Origin of the sequence: Nonomuraea sp. NPDC049158, from assembly GCF_040648335.1 — a bacterium.
GTDB lineage: Bacteria > Actinomycetota > Actinomycetes > Streptosporangiales > Streptosporangiaceae > Nonomuraea.
The window spans coordinates 243792-258738 of the sequence record NZ_JBEZDM010000009.1; the positions used below are offsets into that span (position 1 = coordinate 243792).

At 69.8% G+C, this 14947-nt stretch carries 13 protein-coding genes; 9 read left to right on the forward strand and 4 right to left on the reverse strand.

From position 1 onward, the window contains the following. Positions 1-4 precede the first annotated feature (4 nt). Genes AB0B61_RS21800 through AB0B61_RS21820 form a run of 5 tightly spaced genes read left to right on the forward strand, consistent with a single transcriptional unit; the run spans position 5 to position 6422 of the window. The gene (locus AB0B61_RS21800; protein ID WP_358434501.1) at positions 5-826 is read left to right on the forward strand and encodes a WecB/TagA/CpsF family glycosyltransferase; all 822 of its coding nucleotides are present in this window, start codon (positions 5-7) and stop codon (positions 824-826) included. A gap of 22 nt (positions 827-848) precedes the next feature. Continuing rightward, positions 849-2945, forward strand: a complete 2097-nt coding sequence (locus AB0B61_RS21805; protein WP_358434504.1) for a glycosyltransferase — start codon at positions 849-851, stop codon at positions 2943-2945. An 11-nt stretch (positions 2946-2956) separates the two neighbouring features. After that, the gene (locus tag AB0B61_RS21810; protein ID WP_358434507.1) at positions 2957-4243 is read left to right on the forward strand and encodes a hypothetical protein; all 1287 of its coding nucleotides are present in this window, start codon (positions 2957-2959) and stop codon (positions 4241-4243) included. Positions 4244-4254: 11 nt separating this feature from the next. Continuing rightward, positions 4255-5550 carry a hypothetical protein gene (locus tag AB0B61_RS21815; RefSeq protein WP_358434510.1) on the forward strand — a complete coding sequence of 432 codons (1296 nt, stop codon included), beginning with the start codon at positions 4255-4257 and terminating at the stop codon, positions 5548-5550. After that, complete coding sequence (locus AB0B61_RS21820; protein WP_358434513.1) at positions 5547-6422, forward strand: Gfo/Idh/MocA family oxidoreductase; 876 nt, start codon at positions 5547-5549, stop codon at positions 6420-6422. Before AB0B61_RS21815 ends, AB0B61_RS21820 begins: the two co-directional genes overlap by 4 nt. 32 nt (positions 6423-6454) lie before the next feature. Here the strand turns inward: AB0B61_RS21820 and AB0B61_RS21825 are convergent, their stop codons facing one another. The 4 genes from AB0B61_RS21825 to AB0B61_RS21840 form a co-directional block, all read right to left on the reverse strand. Next, entirely contained in the window at positions 6455-7516 is a 1062-nt protein-coding gene (locus AB0B61_RS21825) for an acyltransferase (RefSeq protein WP_358434516.1), read from the reverse strand. A 73-nt stretch (positions 7517-7589) separates the two neighbouring features. Then, positions 7590-8636 (reverse strand): 2-oxoacid:ferredoxin oxidoreductase subunit beta, encoded by a 1047-nt coding sequence (locus tag AB0B61_RS21830; RefSeq protein ID WP_358434519.1) that lies wholly within the window; start codon positions 8634-8636, stop codon positions 7590-7592. Further along, positions 8629-10473 (reverse strand): 2-oxoacid:acceptor oxidoreductase subunit alpha, encoded by a 1845-nt coding sequence (locus tag AB0B61_RS21835; RefSeq protein ID WP_358434522.1) that lies wholly within the window; start codon positions 10471-10473, stop codon positions 8629-8631. Before AB0B61_RS21835 ends, AB0B61_RS21830 begins: the two co-directional genes overlap by 8 nt. A gap of 245 nt (positions 10474-10718) precedes the next feature. Next, a complete protein-coding gene (locus AB0B61_RS21840; RefSeq protein WP_358434525.1) occupies positions 10719-12203 on the reverse strand; it encodes a polysaccharide deacetylase family protein in 1485 nt (494 codons plus the stop codon). Positions 12204-12288: 85 nt separating this feature from the next. Between AB0B61_RS21840 and ndhC the strand changes: the two genes are divergently transcribed. The 4 genes from ndhC to AB0B61_RS21860 all read left to right on the forward strand — a co-directional run bounded on the left by ndhC (position 12289) and on the right by AB0B61_RS21860 (position 14722). Then, positions 12289-12660, forward strand: a complete 372-nt coding sequence (gene ndhC / locus AB0B61_RS21845; protein ID WP_357655572.1) for an NADH-quinone oxidoreductase subunit A — start codon at positions 12289-12291, stop codon at positions 12658-12660. Between the two features lie 130 nt (positions 12661-12790). Further along, positions 12791-13258: an NADH-quinone oxidoreductase subunit B family protein gene (locus AB0B61_RS21850; RefSeq protein WP_357955010.1), complete on the forward strand. Its 468-nt coding sequence runs from the start codon at positions 12791-12793 to the stop codon at positions 13256-13258. Next, the gene (locus AB0B61_RS21855; RefSeq protein ID WP_358434527.1) at positions 13255-13788 is read left to right on the forward strand and encodes an NADH-quinone oxidoreductase subunit C; all 534 of its coding nucleotides are present in this window, start codon (positions 13255-13257) and stop codon (positions 13786-13788) included. Before AB0B61_RS21850 ends, AB0B61_RS21855 begins: the two co-directional genes overlap by 4 nt. Further along, on the forward strand, positions 13781-14722 hold the full coding sequence (locus AB0B61_RS21860; RefSeq protein WP_358434530.1) for a complex I subunit 1 family protein: 942 nt from the start codon (positions 13781-13783) through the stop codon (positions 14720-14722). Before AB0B61_RS21855 ends, AB0B61_RS21860 begins: the two co-directional genes overlap by 8 nt. Positions 14723-14947: the final 225 nt, after the last annotated feature.

A 14947-nucleotide genomic window follows, 5' to 3' on the forward strand; every position in this document is an offset into this window, starting at 1 on the left:
TCCGATGGACCACTCGTCGGATGAGAACGGTCCAAAGAACCGCGCCTTACCTGTCGCGCCGCGCGCGCGGGTGGGCGCCGTCGGGATCGACGCCATCACCGAGCCGCAGGTCGCCGAGCACCTCGCGCGGGCCTGGCACGACGGTCTGGGCGGCATGATCGTGACCGCCAACGTGGACATCGTCCGCGCCGCCACCCGCGACCCCGAGCTCGCCGAGCTCGTGGCGGGCGCCGAACTCGTGGTCGCGGACGGCATGCCGGTGGTGTGGGCCGCCCGGCTCGGCGGACTGCGCGTATCCGACCGCGTCACCGGAGCCTCCCTGATCTTCACCCTCAGCGAGGTCGCCGCCCGCGAGGGGCGGTCGGTGTTCCTGCTCGGCGGCGAGCCGGGGGTCGCGGAGGCCGCCGGCGAGGTATTGGCCGGGCGTTACCCCGGATTGCGGGTGGCCGGGGTGTACGCGCCACCCTTCGGCTTCGAGCGGCTGGCCGGCGGGATGGGGGAGGCCGTGGAGAAGGTCCGCGCGGCCGCGCCCGACCTCGTCTTCGTGGGCCTGGGCTTTCCCAAGCAGGAACGCGTCATAGCCGCGCTCCGCCCCGAACTTCCGCACGCCTGGTACATCGGCTGCGGCGCCGCCATCCCGATGGCCGCCGGGCAGTTCCGGCGGGCTCCGGACGGGATCCAGCGGGTGGGCGGCGAGTGGCTGTTCAGGCTCGCCCTCGAACCCCGTCGACTCGTCCGCCGCTACCTGCGTGACGACCTGCCCTTCGCGCTCAGGCTGCTGGCCGGGGCCGCGTGGCACCGGCTGGCCGCGGGCCGGCGCTCCTGATCCCCACAGATTGGTCTGCCTGATGACTGTTCCCGAGCGGTCGCCGCTTGCCATCGTGATCGTCACCTACCAGAGCGGGCAGGTCATCGAGGAGTGCCTGCGCTCTCTGGACACCGTGCTGAGCGAAGGGGAGCCGGCCCGGATCATCGTCGTGGACAACGACTCCCCGGACGACACGGTGGAGCGGGTGCTCGCCACAGGAGTGCCCGTCGAGCTGGTCAAGACCGGCCGCAACGGCGGGTTCTCCGCGGGCGTCAACGCGGGCATCGCCGCCGCCCCCGGCTGTGACGTCCTCATCCTCAACGCCGACATCCGGCTCAGACCCGGCTCGGTGCGCCTGCTGCGCGAGGCGCTGGCCGTGCCCGGCACGGGCATCGCGGTGCCCCAGCTGGTGGGCGCCGACGGCGTGCGGCAGCTGTCCCTGCGCCGGCGCCCCACAGTGCTGCGGGCCGTGGGAGAGGCGCTGCTCGGCGGGCTCAGAGCGGGCCGCCACGCGCCGCTGGGCGAGCTCGTCGTCGACCCGCGCGCCTACGAGCGGCCGGGCACGCCCGACTGGGCGACCGGCGCCGCCTGGCTGGTCTCGCGCGCGTGCCTGGACGCGGTGGGGCCGCTCGACGAGCGCTACTTCCTGTACTCGGAGGAGACCGAGTACATGCTCAAGATCCGCGACCACGGCTTCTCGATCCGCTACGAGCCGGCGGCGGTGGCCGTCCACCTCGGCGGCGAGCAGGCCAACTCCAGCCCGCTGTGGACGCTGGCCGCCGCCAACCGGGTGCGGCTGCACCGGCAGCGGTACGGCAGGCCCCGCGCGCTGCTCATGCGCCTGGCGGTCGCCCTGAACGAGGCGCTGCGCGCCGTCACCCGCGGCCGGCGGGCAGGGGAGCGGCACCGGGCGGCGTTGCGCGAGCTCGCGACGATGGACGAGTGGCCGACGCCGCCGGGCGGCCCGGCATCGCCGCCCGCGTACGTCTGCTTCTCGGCCCAGGACTGGTGGTACCACAACCGGGCCCACTCCGACTTCCAGCTCATGCGCCACCTCGCGGGATCGCGCAAGGTGCTGATCGTCAACAGCATCGGCATGCGGATGCCGATGCCCGGCCGCTCCACCTTCGTGCTGCGGCGCATCGCCAGGAAGCTGCGCAGCGTGGCCAAGTTCGTCCGGCGGGTGGAGCCGAACCTGTGGGTGATGTCGCCGCTCCCGCTCCCCCTGTACGGCTCGCGCCTGGGCCGCGGGCTGAACGCCTGGCTGGTCAGGACCCAGGTACGGGCGGTCTGCGGGTGGCTGGGCCTGAAGGTGCCGGTGATCGTGGTGACCATCCCCACCGCCTGGGACGTGGTACGCCCGATGCGCCGCCGCGCGCTGATCTTCAATCGGTCGGACCGCCACTCCGCCTTCCCCGAGTCCGACACGAGGACGATCGAGACCCTCGAACGTGACCTTCTGGAACGTGCCGACCACGTGGTGTACGCCAGCCGAGGGCTCATGGCCGAGGAACGCCCGCTCGCGGGTTCGCGGGCCCGCTTCCTCGACCACGGGGTCGACCTGGAGCACTTCAGCCGCGTACCGGCCGACCGGCAACCCGCCGACCTGCGGGCCGTCCCGGGGCCCAGGATCGGCTTCTTCGGTGCCCTGGACGACTTCGTGGTGGACTTCGACCTGCTGGAACGGGTCGCGCTCGGCCTGCCCGAGGCGTCGCTCGTGCTCGTCGGCGACGCCAACGGGCAGATCGAACGGCTCACCAAGCACCCCAACGTGCACTGGCTGGGCCTGCGCCCCTATTCGGTGATCCCCGCCTACGGCTCGGGCTTCGACGTGGCGATCATGCCGTGGCTGGACAACGAGTGGATCAAGCACGCGAACCCGATCAAGCTGAAGGAGTTCCTGGCGCTCGGCCTGCCCGTGGTCAGCACCGAGTTCGACGAGCTGGCCCATTACGCCGACCGCGTCAGGACCGCGACCACCCCTGAGCAGTTCATCGAGGCCATCCGCGTCTGCCTGGCCGAAGGCGGCCCGCAGTCGCCGGAGCGGCTGCGCGGCTCGCTGGCCGGCGCCTCCTGGTCGGCGCGGGCGGCCGACCTCATGGCGCTGGCCGAGCAGACACCCGACGCACGGAGTTGAAGAGGGCGGGCGTGAGAATACTGACAGTCACGCGGTGGGCGGCGCTGCTCACCGCCGCGACGGTGGCCGTCGGGGGCGGGCTGTGGCTGCGGTCCGTCCCGCCGAAGCCCGTCGCGAGCACGCTGCCCGCGCCGGCGATGGCCTTGCGGGCGCTGCCCTGGGAAGGCGGGCCCGCCGCCTACAAGGGCTCGGCCGCCAGCGCGGGCTGGACCCGTCCCGGGTTCTTCCCCGTGGGGCTCTGGTTCGCCTCGGCGCGGACCGCCCGGGAAGTCGCGCTGGACCGGGCCGCGGGCATCAACACCTACGTCGAACTGGCCGCCGGCAGCCGCCCCGAGCTGCTCAGGAAGTCCGGCATGACCGCGCTGACCAGCCGCCCGCTGCCCGGCGCGGGCGCCGAGACCGTGGGCTGGCTGATCGCCGACAAGGCCGATGTGTGGGCGGGACCGGGCAACGGGCACTGGACGGGCGCGCGCGGCTTCACCGCCAAACCCGTCTGCGCCCCCGTACTCGTCACGTGCGGCTACACCGTCATGCGCACGCTCGCCGGGCGCCTGCCCAAGGACGAGCGGCTGCGTTACGCCTCCTTCGGCAAGGGCGTGGCCTACTGGGAGGAGGAGGCGCTGGCCGCCAAGTTCGTCAACGGCTACTCGGACGTGGTCGCGGCCGACATCTCCTGGTACGCCGACCCCAACGTCTGCGCCGAGGCCACCCGGTGGCTGCAGCTCCCGGCGGCCCAGTGCCGCCTGGCGGCCAACTACGGCGCGACGGTCGAGCGGCTGCGCACCCTGGACGCCGCCGACGGCCGCCGGCAGCCGGTGTACGCGATCATCTCGCTCTCCGGCCTCACCCCCGAGCAGGTGGGCGGCGCGGCGATGAGCGCCCTGATCCACGGAGCCAGGGGGATCGTCTACGACGCGCACGGCACGGACCCCGCCTGCAAGGTGGACAACGTGCTCCGGCGCGCCTGCGGGAAGGCGGTCAGGCGCGGGGTCGCCGAGCTCGACCGCCGGATCGCGCGACTCGCGCCGGTGCTCAACACCCAGTCGTACGCCTACGACTTCGCGCCCGAGCTGGACACCATGCTGAAGCGCCACGACGGCGCCTACTACCTGTTCGCGATGCTCGGCCGGGGCCAGGCGCCGGGGCCGCGCGTACTGACCGTACCCAGTGATCTTTCGGCGGCGGGCCACATCGAGGAGATCTTCGAAGACCGGAGCATCCCGGTCGACAGGGAGGGACACTTCACCGAGACCTTCGACGCGGAGCACAGCTATCACGTCTACCGGATCGCCCCGTAGCTGGGAGGGCAATGACTTCTCGAACGACGAACAGACGGATCTTGCTCATCGCGGTCACCGCCCTGCTGGTGATCGCCGTGGGATGGGTGTTCGCACAGGCCAAGTCGACCCGAGACGACCTCGGCCTGCCGCGCGTCCCCTGGGATGGCGGCCCGGCCTATTACGCCAAGTTCAGTGCCCCGGCCGCCGCGGGCTGGACCGCTCCATCGTTCTTCCCCATCGGGGTCTGGTTCGAGTCCGTGGTCGAGGAACGCGACGTGCGGATGGACAAGGAGGCCGGGCTCAACACCTACGTCGAGCTGACGGCCAACAGCGACATGGGCCTGATCCGCGCCAACGGGATGTCGGCGATCACCAGCAAGTCGCTGGCGGGGTCGGGCAGCGAGACGGTCGGCTGGATGATCGCCGACGAGCCCGACATGTTCGCCGGGCCGGGCGACGGCGTCTGGAGCGGCAAGTACGGCGGGGAAGGCCAGGTGTGCCTGCCCGACAAGCCGCCCTGCGGCTACACGGCGATGCGCACACTGAAGGACAAACTGCCCAAGAACGACGGCCGCCTGCACTACGCCAACTACGGCAAGGGCATCGCCATGTGGGAGTCCGACGACGAGGCGAAGAAGTTCGTCAACAGCTACACCGACGTCATGTCCACCGACGTCTACTGGTACACCGACACCGGCATCTGCCCGGAGGCCGAGAACTTCATCAAGCTGCCACCCGACCGGTGCCCGCGGGCCGCCAACTACGGCATGGTCGTCGACCGGGGCAGGAAGCTCGACGCCCTGGACGGCAAGAGGCAGCCGATCTACGCGTTCGTGGAGCTCGGCTGGCCGGGCTCGAACGGCCTGCGCTCGATCACCGGCGACGAGGTGGCCGGCGCGGTGATGAACTCCCTCATCCACGAGGCGCGCGGTGTCATCTACTTCAACCACAGCTTCGCCGGGCCCTGCCCGAGCCAGCACGTGCTGCGCGAGCCGTGCGCCCAGGCGACGCGGACGGCCGTGACGGAGCTGAACCGGCGGATCCGCACGCTCGCGCCCGTCCTGAACACCCAGTCCTACGTCCACACCTTCGCGCCGGGACTCGACACCATGCTCAAGGACCTCGACGGCTCCTCCTACGTCTTCGCCATGCCCAAGCCGGGCGTCAAGCCGGGGCGGCAGACGCTGAAACTGCCCAAGGCGCTGGAGTCGGCCTCCAGCGTGGAGGTCCTGTTCGAGAACAGGACCCTGCCCGTGAAGGACGGCGGCTTCACCGACACCTTCGAGCGAGAGAACACCTACCACGTCTACAAGGTCACGGCATGAGCGCGCCGGTGAACGTGGGCCTGGTCGGCGCCGGGCCCTGGGCGCGCGACTTCCACGCCCCCGTCTTCGCCGCCGGGCCCGAGACCCGGCTGGCGGGCGTCTGGAGCAGGCGCGCCCCGGCCGCCCAGGCGCTGGCCGAACGCTTCGGCGTGCCCGCTTTCACCTCCTACGAGCGGCTGCTGGAGCAGTGCGAGGCCGTGGTCTTCGCCGTCCCGCCCGACGTCCAGGCGGCCATGGCCGTCCAGGCGGCGCGGCGGGGCCGGGCGCTGCTGCTGGAGAAGCCGATCGCGCTGACCGTACGCGACGCGCAGGCGCTCGCCGACGTGGTGGACGCCACCGGCGTGGCCACCCAGCTCGTGCTGACCAACCGCTACCGTCCCGCCGTCCGCGAGTTCCTCAAGCAGGCCCGCGACTTCCCGGCCATCGGCGCCCGCGCCATGCAGCTCACCGGCGAGTTCCTCGACGACACCTTCGCCGACAGCCCGTGGCGCTCCCGCGCGGGCGTGCTCTACAACACCGGACCGCACGGCCTGGACCTGCTCGACGCGGCGCTGGGCCGCATCACGGAGGTCAGGCCGGCCGGCAACCGGTCCGGTTTCCTGGCGCTGACCTGCCTGCACGAGAACGAGGTGATCAGCCAGCTGACGATCTGCGGCCGGGTCCCACCGCGCCGCAGGACCCGCTATGAGCTGTACGGTCCGGAGGGCACGCTGGTGCTCGACTCCGCACTGCTGCCGGAGGACTCGACGGAGACCAGGGCGACCCTGCGCTCCGAGTTCGCCACCGCCGTACGGATCGGCCGCTCACACGAGATCGACGTGCACCGGGGCCTGCACCTGCAGCGACTCCTGGCCCAGGCGGAGCCGAGCTAAGAGTTCTCCGGAACCGCGACCTCGGAGCCGCGCTAGGAGGTCTCCGGAACCGGGACCGGGACGGGCTTGCGCTGCCGCAGGCGCAGCGCGGGCCGCTCGACCAGCCGCCAGCTCAGCGCGGCCAGCGGCAGCACGATGCCGACCGTGGCCAGCAACACGAGCGCGGGCGCCCGGAGCCCGTACTGGACCAGCACCTGCTGGGCGGGGAAGGCCAGCAGGTAGGTCCCGTACGACAGGTCATAGGAGCCGGTGGGCCGGTGCAGCCACGCCGGCGCGCGGAAGGCGATGAGGAACGTGAGGCAGGTGACCGCCGCGATGGCCGCCAGATTGGCCACCGGCGTGCCCCACAGCAGCCACCACGCGAGGACCACGGGGACCGTCAGCCAGAGCGGCGGGACCCAGCGCAGCTCCCGGATCAGCATGCCGAGCGCGAAGAACGCCACGGGCTGCGCGGCGTACGCCGACACGACCAGGGGGATGAGCGGACCGGAGTAGCCGGTGAGGTGGATGACCGAGGCGGCGGCCAGCGCGAGCAGCACCAGCCCGACCAGGACCGTCCGGCGGCGCAGCAGCCCCAGCAGGCCCATGACGGCCACGCCGACGTAGCAGAGCACCTCCACCCAGATCGTCCAGAGCGACCCGTTGACCGCGCCCGGGTAGGGCAGCCCCTGGAAGACGCCGGGCAGCGCGTAGCTCACCGGCTGGATGAGCAGCCCTCTGGCGATGTAGCTCCAGGCGCCGGTGCCGGAGAAGTAGGAGGCCGCGGGCAGCGCGCTCACCAGGGGCCCGAGCAGCAGGGCCGTGGCGACGACGACGAGCGCGTACGCGGGATAGATGCGCAGCGCCCGGCGGAGCGTGTAGCGGCGTACCGACGGATCGGACAGCCAGCTCGTGCTGATCAGGTAGCCGCTGATGAGGAAGAAGACCCCGACGCCTATGCCGCCGACGCCGATCCCGCTGTCCGGGGTCAGCGGTGTCCCGTGCCCGGTCAGCACCCAGCTGTGCTCGACGATGACCGCGAGCGCGCCCAGGAGGCGCAACAGGTTGAAGGCGTTCAGCCGGGATTGACCAGGCCCGTTGTGCGCTTCGGCCACTCCGCAGCTCCCCCGCGAGTCCGATGCATCGGAGGTGTATCGGTTCGCGAAGGAGCTGCGTTACCCAGGCTTTTCAGCCGATGCGCCAGGTGTCTCCACCCATGAGCAGGTCGCTGAGGTCGCCCGCGCCCTTCTGCGCCACGGCCTCCTCCATCTGCTCGGCCATCAGCACGTCGTACGCGGGCCGGTCGATCGAGCGGAAGATGCCGATCGGCACGTGCTCGAACGCGGGCTCGTCCAGCCGCGACAGCGCGAAGGCCAGCGACGGGTCGGGGTGGTGCGCGTCGTGCACCAGGATCTGGTCGGCGCTCACCGAGGCGCGGTCGGCCACCTCGATGCCGCCGTTCGCCGCCCTGACGACCGCCTTCGACGCCGACACGATCGGCTGCCCGTGCTCCAGCCGCAGCGTGATGTCGTCGCGGATCTCCGGATCCTTGAGCTGCTCGAAGGCGTTGTCGTTGAAGATGTTGCAGTTCTGGTAGATCTCCACCAGCGAGGTGCCGCGGTGGGCGGTGGCCTCGCGCAGCACCGACTGCAGGTGCTTGCGGTCGGAGTCGATCGTCCTGGCCACGAACGACGCCTCGGCGCCGATGGCCAGCGAGATCGGGTTGAACGGCTTGTCCAGCGAGCCCATCGGCGTCGACTTGGTGATCTTGCCGACTTCCGAGGTGGGGGAGTACTGGCCCTTGGTCAGACCGTAGATCCTGTTGTTGAACAGCAGGATGTTGAGGTTGACGTTGCGGCGCAGCGCGTGGATCAGGTGGTTGCCGCCGATCGACAGCGCGTCACCGTCACCAGTGATCACCCACACCGACAGGTCGGGCCGGCTCGCGGCGAGCCCGGTCGCGATCGCCGGCGCGCGGCCGTGGATCGAGTGGAAGCCGTAGGTGTTGAGGTAGTACGGGAAGCGGGAGGAGCAGCCGATCCCGGAGACGAACACGATGTTCTCGCGCTTGAGCCCGAGCTCCGGCAAGAAGCTCTGCACGGCGGCCAGGATCGCGTAGTCACCGCAACCGGGGCACCAGCGCACCTCCTGGTCGGACTTGAAGTCCTTCAGGCCCTGCTTGGTGTCCGTCTTGGGGACGAGCGCGAGGCCCTTCCCATTGATCAGCTCAGTCACTGTCGATCACGTCCTGGATGACTCCGGCCAGCTCCTCGGCCTTGAACGGAAGCCCGCGCACACGGTTGTAGCTGATGATGTCGACGAGGTAGCGCGCCCGCAGCAGCAGCGCGAGCTGGCCCAGGTTGATCTCGGGCAGCAGCACCTTGTCGTAGCTCTTGAGCACCTCGCCGGTGTTGGCGGGCAGGGGGTTGAGGTGGCGCAGATGCGCCTGCGCGACCTTGCCGCCGCTCTTCCTGATCCGGCGTACGGCCGCCGCGATCGGGCCGTAGGTCGAACCCCAGCCCAGCACCAGCACCTTGGCGTCGCCGTCGGCGTCGTCGACCTCGAGGTCGGGTACGTCGACCCCGGCGATCTTGGCGGCCCGGGTCCTGACCATCAGGTCGTGGTTGTTCGGGTCGTAGCTGATGTTGCCCGTGCCGTCGGCCTTCTCGATGCCGCCGATCCGGTGCTCCAGGCCCGGCGTGCCGGGGATGGCCCACGGGCGGGCGAGCGTGTCGGTGTCGCGCTTGAACGGCAGGAACTCACCGTCATCACCGTTCGGCGCCGTGGTGAACTCCTGGGAGATGTCGGGTAGTTCGGACACTTCCGGCAGGCGCCACGGCTCGGAGCCGTTGGCCAGGTAGCCGTCCGACAGCAGCATGACCGGGGTGCGGTACTTGACCGCGATCCGCGCCGCCTCGATGGCGGCGTCGAAGCAGTCGCTCGGCGACATCGGCGCCACGATCGGCAGCGGGGACTCGCCGTTGCGGCCGAACATGGCCATCAGCAGGTCGGTCTGCTCGGTCTTGGTCGGCATGCCGGTGCTCGGACCCGCCCGCTGCACGTCGACGATGAGCAGCGGCAACTCCGTGGTGACCGCGAGGCCGACGGTCTCGGCCTTCAGCGCCACACCGGGCCCCGATGTCGTGGTCACGCCCAGCGCGCCGCCGAACGCCGCGCCCAGCGCCGCGCCGACACCCGCGATCTCGTCCTCCGCCTGGAAGGTGCGGACGCCGAACCGCTTGTGCTTGGACAGCTCGTGCAGGATGTCGCTGGCCGGCGTGATCGGGTAGGAGCCGAGGAACAGCGGCAGCTTCGACTGCACGCTCGCGGCGATGAGGCCGTAGGCCAGGGCCTGGTTGCCCGAGATGTTGCGGTAGACACCGGGCGCCAGCTTGGCCGGCTTCACTTCGTAGGAGACCGAGAACGCCTCGGTGGTCTCGCCGTAGTTCCAGCCTGCCTGGAAGGCCGCGATGTTGGCCTTGGCGATCTCCGGCTTCTTGGCGAACTTCTGCTCAAGGAACTTGATCGTGTGCTCGGTCGGCCGGTGGTACAGCCACGAGAGCAGGCCCAGCGCGAACATGTTCTTCGAACGCTCGGCGTCCTTCTTGGACAGCTCGAAGCCTTCGAGCGCCTTGACCGTCAGCGAGGTCAGCGCCACCGCGTGGACGCGCCACTCGTTGAGCGAGTCGTCCTCCAGCGGGTTGGCCGCGTAGCCGACCTTCTGCAGGTTGCGCTTGGTGAACTCGTCGATGTTGGCGATGATGTCGGCGCCACGGGGCAGGTCGCCCAGGTTGGCCTTGAGCGCCGCCGGGTTCATCGCGACGAGCACGTTGGGGGCGTCGCCCGGCGTCAGGATGTCGTGGTCGGCGAAGTGCAGCTGAAAGCTCGACACACCGGGGAGGGTGCCTGCGGGGGCGCGGATCTCGGCGGGGAAGTTGGGCAGCGTCGACAGGTCGTTGCCGAACTCCGCGGTGCCCGCGGTGAAGCGGTCGCCCGTGAGCTGCATGCCGTCACCGGAGTCCCCGGCGAATCGGATGATCACGCGGTCGAGTTGCTGGACCTGCTTCGTCACAGCTCAGTCCTCCTCGACGCGCCGGTGGCTGTGGGCGCGTTCTCAGTTTCCATGCTAGATCCTCGCGAGGTTCAACACGTTTCCTCGCCACATAATGCGGGTAAACGCGGAGGCAATCAGGGGCTACCGGAGAACCACTAGGGGTGACACAGGCCGCCGGCGATTGTGCACAGGTCTACGTGCAGCCGTGCGAAGAGGACTGTTCGGGTCACGAGCGCCAACTATACGTCCCCCTAAGGCGTGGCCTACGTCTGGGGGCGATGAGACGTGCTCTCCGAGCCTGACCGGTAAAGGCGTCCTGCCTGCATCCCTGCTGTTCCGTACAACTCTGGAACAGTCACGAAGGTGTAACCCTTCCCGCGCAATCTTTTGACGATGTCCGGAACCGCGTCCACGATCGTCTTGTTGACGTTGTGCATGAGCACGATGCTCCCGGCCCGCACCTGCCCGGTCACCCGGCCGGTGATCGTCTTGGTGTCGTCCACCCGCCCGTCACCTGCGTCGACGTCCCAGCCGACGATGGCGAGGCCCATCTCTCCCGCCACGTCCGTGACGTCCTCGCTGACCGCCCCGTAGGGCGCGCGCAACAGCGTGGGGCGCTCGCCGATGATGGCCGTAATGGCGTCCTCGGCCCGGCCGAGCGCATCGGCGATCTTACTGGTCGGCAGCTTCGACAGGTCCCGGTGCGCCCAGGTGTGGTTGGCCACCAGATGCCCCTCGGCACTCATCCTGCGCACCAGGTCCGGCCGGGCGGCGGCGTTGATGCCGATGGTGAAGAAGGTGGCCCGCGCCTTTTCCTCGTGCAGCGTTTCGAGCAGCCGGGGCGTCTCGGGGCCGGGTCCGTCGTCGAAGGTCAGCGCGACGCACTTGGTCGCGGCGCAGTCGACCGAGCCCGCCTGGTTGCTGGCGGCCTCGGGGCTGGGCGTCGGGACCGTCTTCGGCACGGTCGCGGACACCTGCTCGGAGGCCGTCCGTACGGCATGCTGAGCCGCCCGTCCGGTCGGCGACAGCAGGGGCTCCACCTGCCGGGCGGGTACGGCCACGGCCAGGCGGCCGAGGGAGCACGGCCCGACCTGGCAGTCGTCGAACTCCACCACCAGGTCCCCGTCATGGTTGAAGGCCATCGAGTCGAACTGCTCGCCCGTCAGTTCGTGGGCGGTCGTGGGGGTGCCGCGCTTGGCGAGCTGGCTCCTGACCAGTCGTGTGAGGTCGTACAGCGCGCTCTGCCCGGCGAGCAGGCCCGTCGAGCCGGTCGCCTGGTCGGTCTTGCGGTCGTACCAGAGGGTCCGGGTGGAGTTGCTCCAGCCGTCGCCGAGGGACTCTCCGGTGCGCAGCCGTACCCCGACGATCTCGCCGGAGGCGGCGGTGAGCTGCCAGTCCATGTTCAGCTCGGGGCGGGGGCGCGGCGCGTCGAACCTGGTGGCCTCGCGGAAGCCGCGCAGTACCCGCTCGGCCTCGCCGCGCAGGGCCGTGTTGAGGCGGGGGGCGTCCGGCAGCCGGGGGTAGGTGAGGTGCACATAGCGACCCGCGTTCTCGCCCTCGTCCCCGCCCAGGGTCCTGGTGCCCAGACCGTTCACGGTCGCCGGGTCGACGAAGTCGATCATGGTCGGCTCCGCCGGGACCATGACGTCGTGCTCCTGCTCGTGCTCGGGGGAGGCGGTAGCCAGCCCGCCACCTGCCGCGGAGAGGACTAGCAGCGCGATTCCTCCGAAGAATCGCTTTTTGCGCATGGCCGCCAGATTATGGGGGAGATCGCGTGGTTTACCCCGTTTTGGGGTGATAGGGACGGAGCTTTGACTGGGTTACGATCAGGACATGGACGGTTACTTCGGGTCCTACGTGCTGGTCGCCGCGCTGCTGGTGATCGGCGTGGCCATCGTGGCCGGGGCCCTCCTGATCAACCGCCTCCTGCGCCCGACCAGGCCGACGGCCGAGAAACTGACCACCTACGAGTGCGGCGTCGACCCCGTCGGCGACGGCTGGGCCCAGTCGCAGGTGCGCTACTACGTCTTCACCTACCTGTACGTGGTCTTCGCCGTGGACGCCGTCTTCCTCTTCCCGTGGGCCACGGTCTTCGACGCGCCGGGATACGGGCTGACGACGCTCGTGGAGATGTTCGTCTTCCTGGGGTTCATCGCGCTCGGCATCCTCTATGCCTGGCGGAAGCGCGTACTCGCCTGGACTTAGGTTGTTTTTCGGTCGATCAACCGGGGACTCTCTACTCCTGGGGGAGATCGCGAGGGACAATGGTCGTATGGCAGCCACGGATCTCCCGATGCCCACAGTGGGGCCGATCTCGCGCTTGGCGCCCAAGCCGATGCGCTTCGTGCTCAACTGGGGGCGGCGATATTCGCTGTGGGTGTTCAACTTCGGGCTCGCCTGCTGCGCGATCGAGTTCATCGCCACCTCGATGAGCCGTCACGACTTCATCCGGTTCGGGGTGATCCCGTTCGCCAACGGGCCGCGCCAGGCCGACCTGATGATCGTCTCGGGCACCGTCACCGACAAGATGGCCCCGGCCGTCAAGCGCCTCTATGAGCAGATGCCCGATCCGAAGTACGTGATCTCGTTCGGCGCCTGCTCCAACACCGGCGGGCCCTACTGGGACTCCTACTGCGTCACCAATGGCGTCGACCAGATCATTCCCGTGGATGTCTACGTGCCCGGGTGCCCGCCCAGGCCTGAGGCGCTGCTGCACGGGATCATGAAGCTGCAGGAGAAGATCGCGGCGGAGCGGCTCAGCGACCGCTACGTGTGGTCCCGCTCGCACGAGGGAGAGTTGTGACTCTCGAAGAGCGGTTCGGCGAGCGGGTCTCGGTCTCCACGTCCTTCGGCGAGACCACCGTCGACGTCGGCGTGGCGGACTGGATCGAGGTCCTGACCTTCCTCAGGGACTCCGGCCACACCTTCTTCGACTGGCTGACCGGGGTCGACGATCCGCCCGACGGGTTCTTCGTGGTCGCCCACGTCTACGACCCCGACTCGTGCGAGCGCGTGCTCGTCCGCACCCACGTGCCGCGCGCCGATCCGCGCCTGCCCTCGGCCGTGGGCGTCTACCGGGGCGCCAACTGGCACGAGCGCGAGACGTACGAGATGTTCGGGGTGCTCTTCGACGGCCACCCCTACCTGGTGCCGCTGCTGCTGCCCGACGGGTTCGAGGGGCATCCGCTGCGCAAGGACTTCATCCTCGCCGCCCGGGTCGCCAAGCCCTGGCCGGGAGCCAAGGAGCCCGGCGAATCGGGGCACGGCTCGCCGAGCCGGCGCAAGACGCTGCCGCCCGGCGTACCCGCCGACTGGGGGACACCCGATGCTTGACGTGGTGCTGCGCTTCGCCGCCATTCTCGTCGTGTTCCTCGTGCTGCCGCTGATCGTCGGGCAGACCGAGCACAAGGTCATGGCGCACATGCAGTCGCGCCTCGGGCCGATGTACGCGGGCGGCTTCCACGGCTGGGCGCAGCTCATCGCCGACGGGGTGAAGTTCGCGCAGAAGGAGGACGTCATCCCGGCCGCGGCCGACCGGCGGATCTTCATGATCGCCCCCGGCGTCGCGCTGGTGCCCTACCTGCTCGTCCTGATCGCCATCCCCGTCGACCAGGGCCTGGTCGGCGTGGACCTCGACCTCGGCCTGTTCTTCGTACTCGCGGTGATGGGCATCGGGGTGCTCGGCTCGATCATGGCGGGGTGGGCGTCGGCCAACAAATACTCGGTGCTCGGCGGCATGCGGGCGGCCGCCCAGCTCATGTCGTACGAGCTGCCGCTGGTGCTGGCGGCCTCCTCCGTCGCGATGGCGGCGGGCACGCTGTCCATTCCGGGGATCGTGTCGGCGTGGCAGTGGTGGTGGCTGCCGTGGCAGGCCATCGGCGGCGTGGTGTTCTTCCTGGCCGGACTGGCCGAACTGCGCCGCCCGCCGTTCGACATGCCGATCGCCGAGTCCGAGATCATCATGGGGCCGATGACCGAATACACCGGGATGCGGTTCGCCCTGTTCATGCTCTCGGAGTATGTCGGGATCGTCGTCCTGTCATTCCTGACCACGGTGCTGTTCTTGGGCGGCTGGCACGGGCCGTTGTTGGCCGGGTGGGTGTGGACCCTGGTCAAGGTATTCGTGCTGGCCTTTGTGGTGATTTGGTTGCGGGTGAGTTTCCCTCGGCTGCGTGAGGATCAACTGCAGAAACTGGCCTGGGTGGTGCTGGTGCCACTGGCGCTGGCGCAACTGGCACTCACGGGTGTGGTGAAGGTCCTCACTTAGGGCGGTGCCCGCGAACGACCTAGTGCGGTGTCCACGAACGTTCACCGGGCATCGCTCTTCCGCGTCCCCGACGCGGTGTCCTTCCATGGGGCCTCTGCCACGACGGGCCGTCACAGGGATCGAGGCGGTCGTTCCGCATTAGTCGATTGGGCCGTCACGTGGGCGTTTCCCGGGCCCGAAACTTTACCTCCGACTTATCCGTCTATGCGGATAGGGGGCTAGGGG

Coding starts and splice junctions, on each gene's coding strand:
- AB0B61_RS21800 (WP_358434501.1), top strand. CDS start 5: ATGGACCACTCGTCGGATGAGAACGGTCCAAAGAACCGCGCCTTACCT.
- AB0B61_RS21805 (WP_358434504.1), top strand. CDS start 849: ATGACTGTTCCCGAGCGGTCGCCGCTTGCCATCGTGATCGTCACCTAC.
- AB0B61_RS21815 (WP_358434510.1), top strand. CDS start 4,255: ATGACTTCTCGAACGACGAACAGACGGATCTTGCTCATCGCGGTCACC.
- AB0B61_RS21820 (WP_358434513.1), top strand. CDS start 5,547: ATGAGCGCGCCGGTGAACGTGGGCCTGGTCGGCGCCGGGCCCTGGGCG.
- AB0B61_RS21840 (WP_358434525.1), bottom strand. CDS start 12,203: ATGCGCAAAAAGCGATTCTTCGGAGGAATCGCGCTGCTAGTCCTCTCC.
- ndhC (WP_357655572.1), top strand. CDS start 12,289: ATGGACGGTTACTTCGGGTCCTACGTGCTGGTCGCCGCGCTGCTGGTG.
- AB0B61_RS21850 (WP_357955010.1), top strand. CDS start 12,791: ATGCGCTTCGTGCTCAACTGGGGGCGGCGATATTCGCTGTGGGTGTTC.
- AB0B61_RS21860 (WP_358434530.1), top strand. CDS start 13,781: ATGCTTGACGTGGTGCTGCGCTTCGCCGCCATTCTCGTCGTGTTCCTC.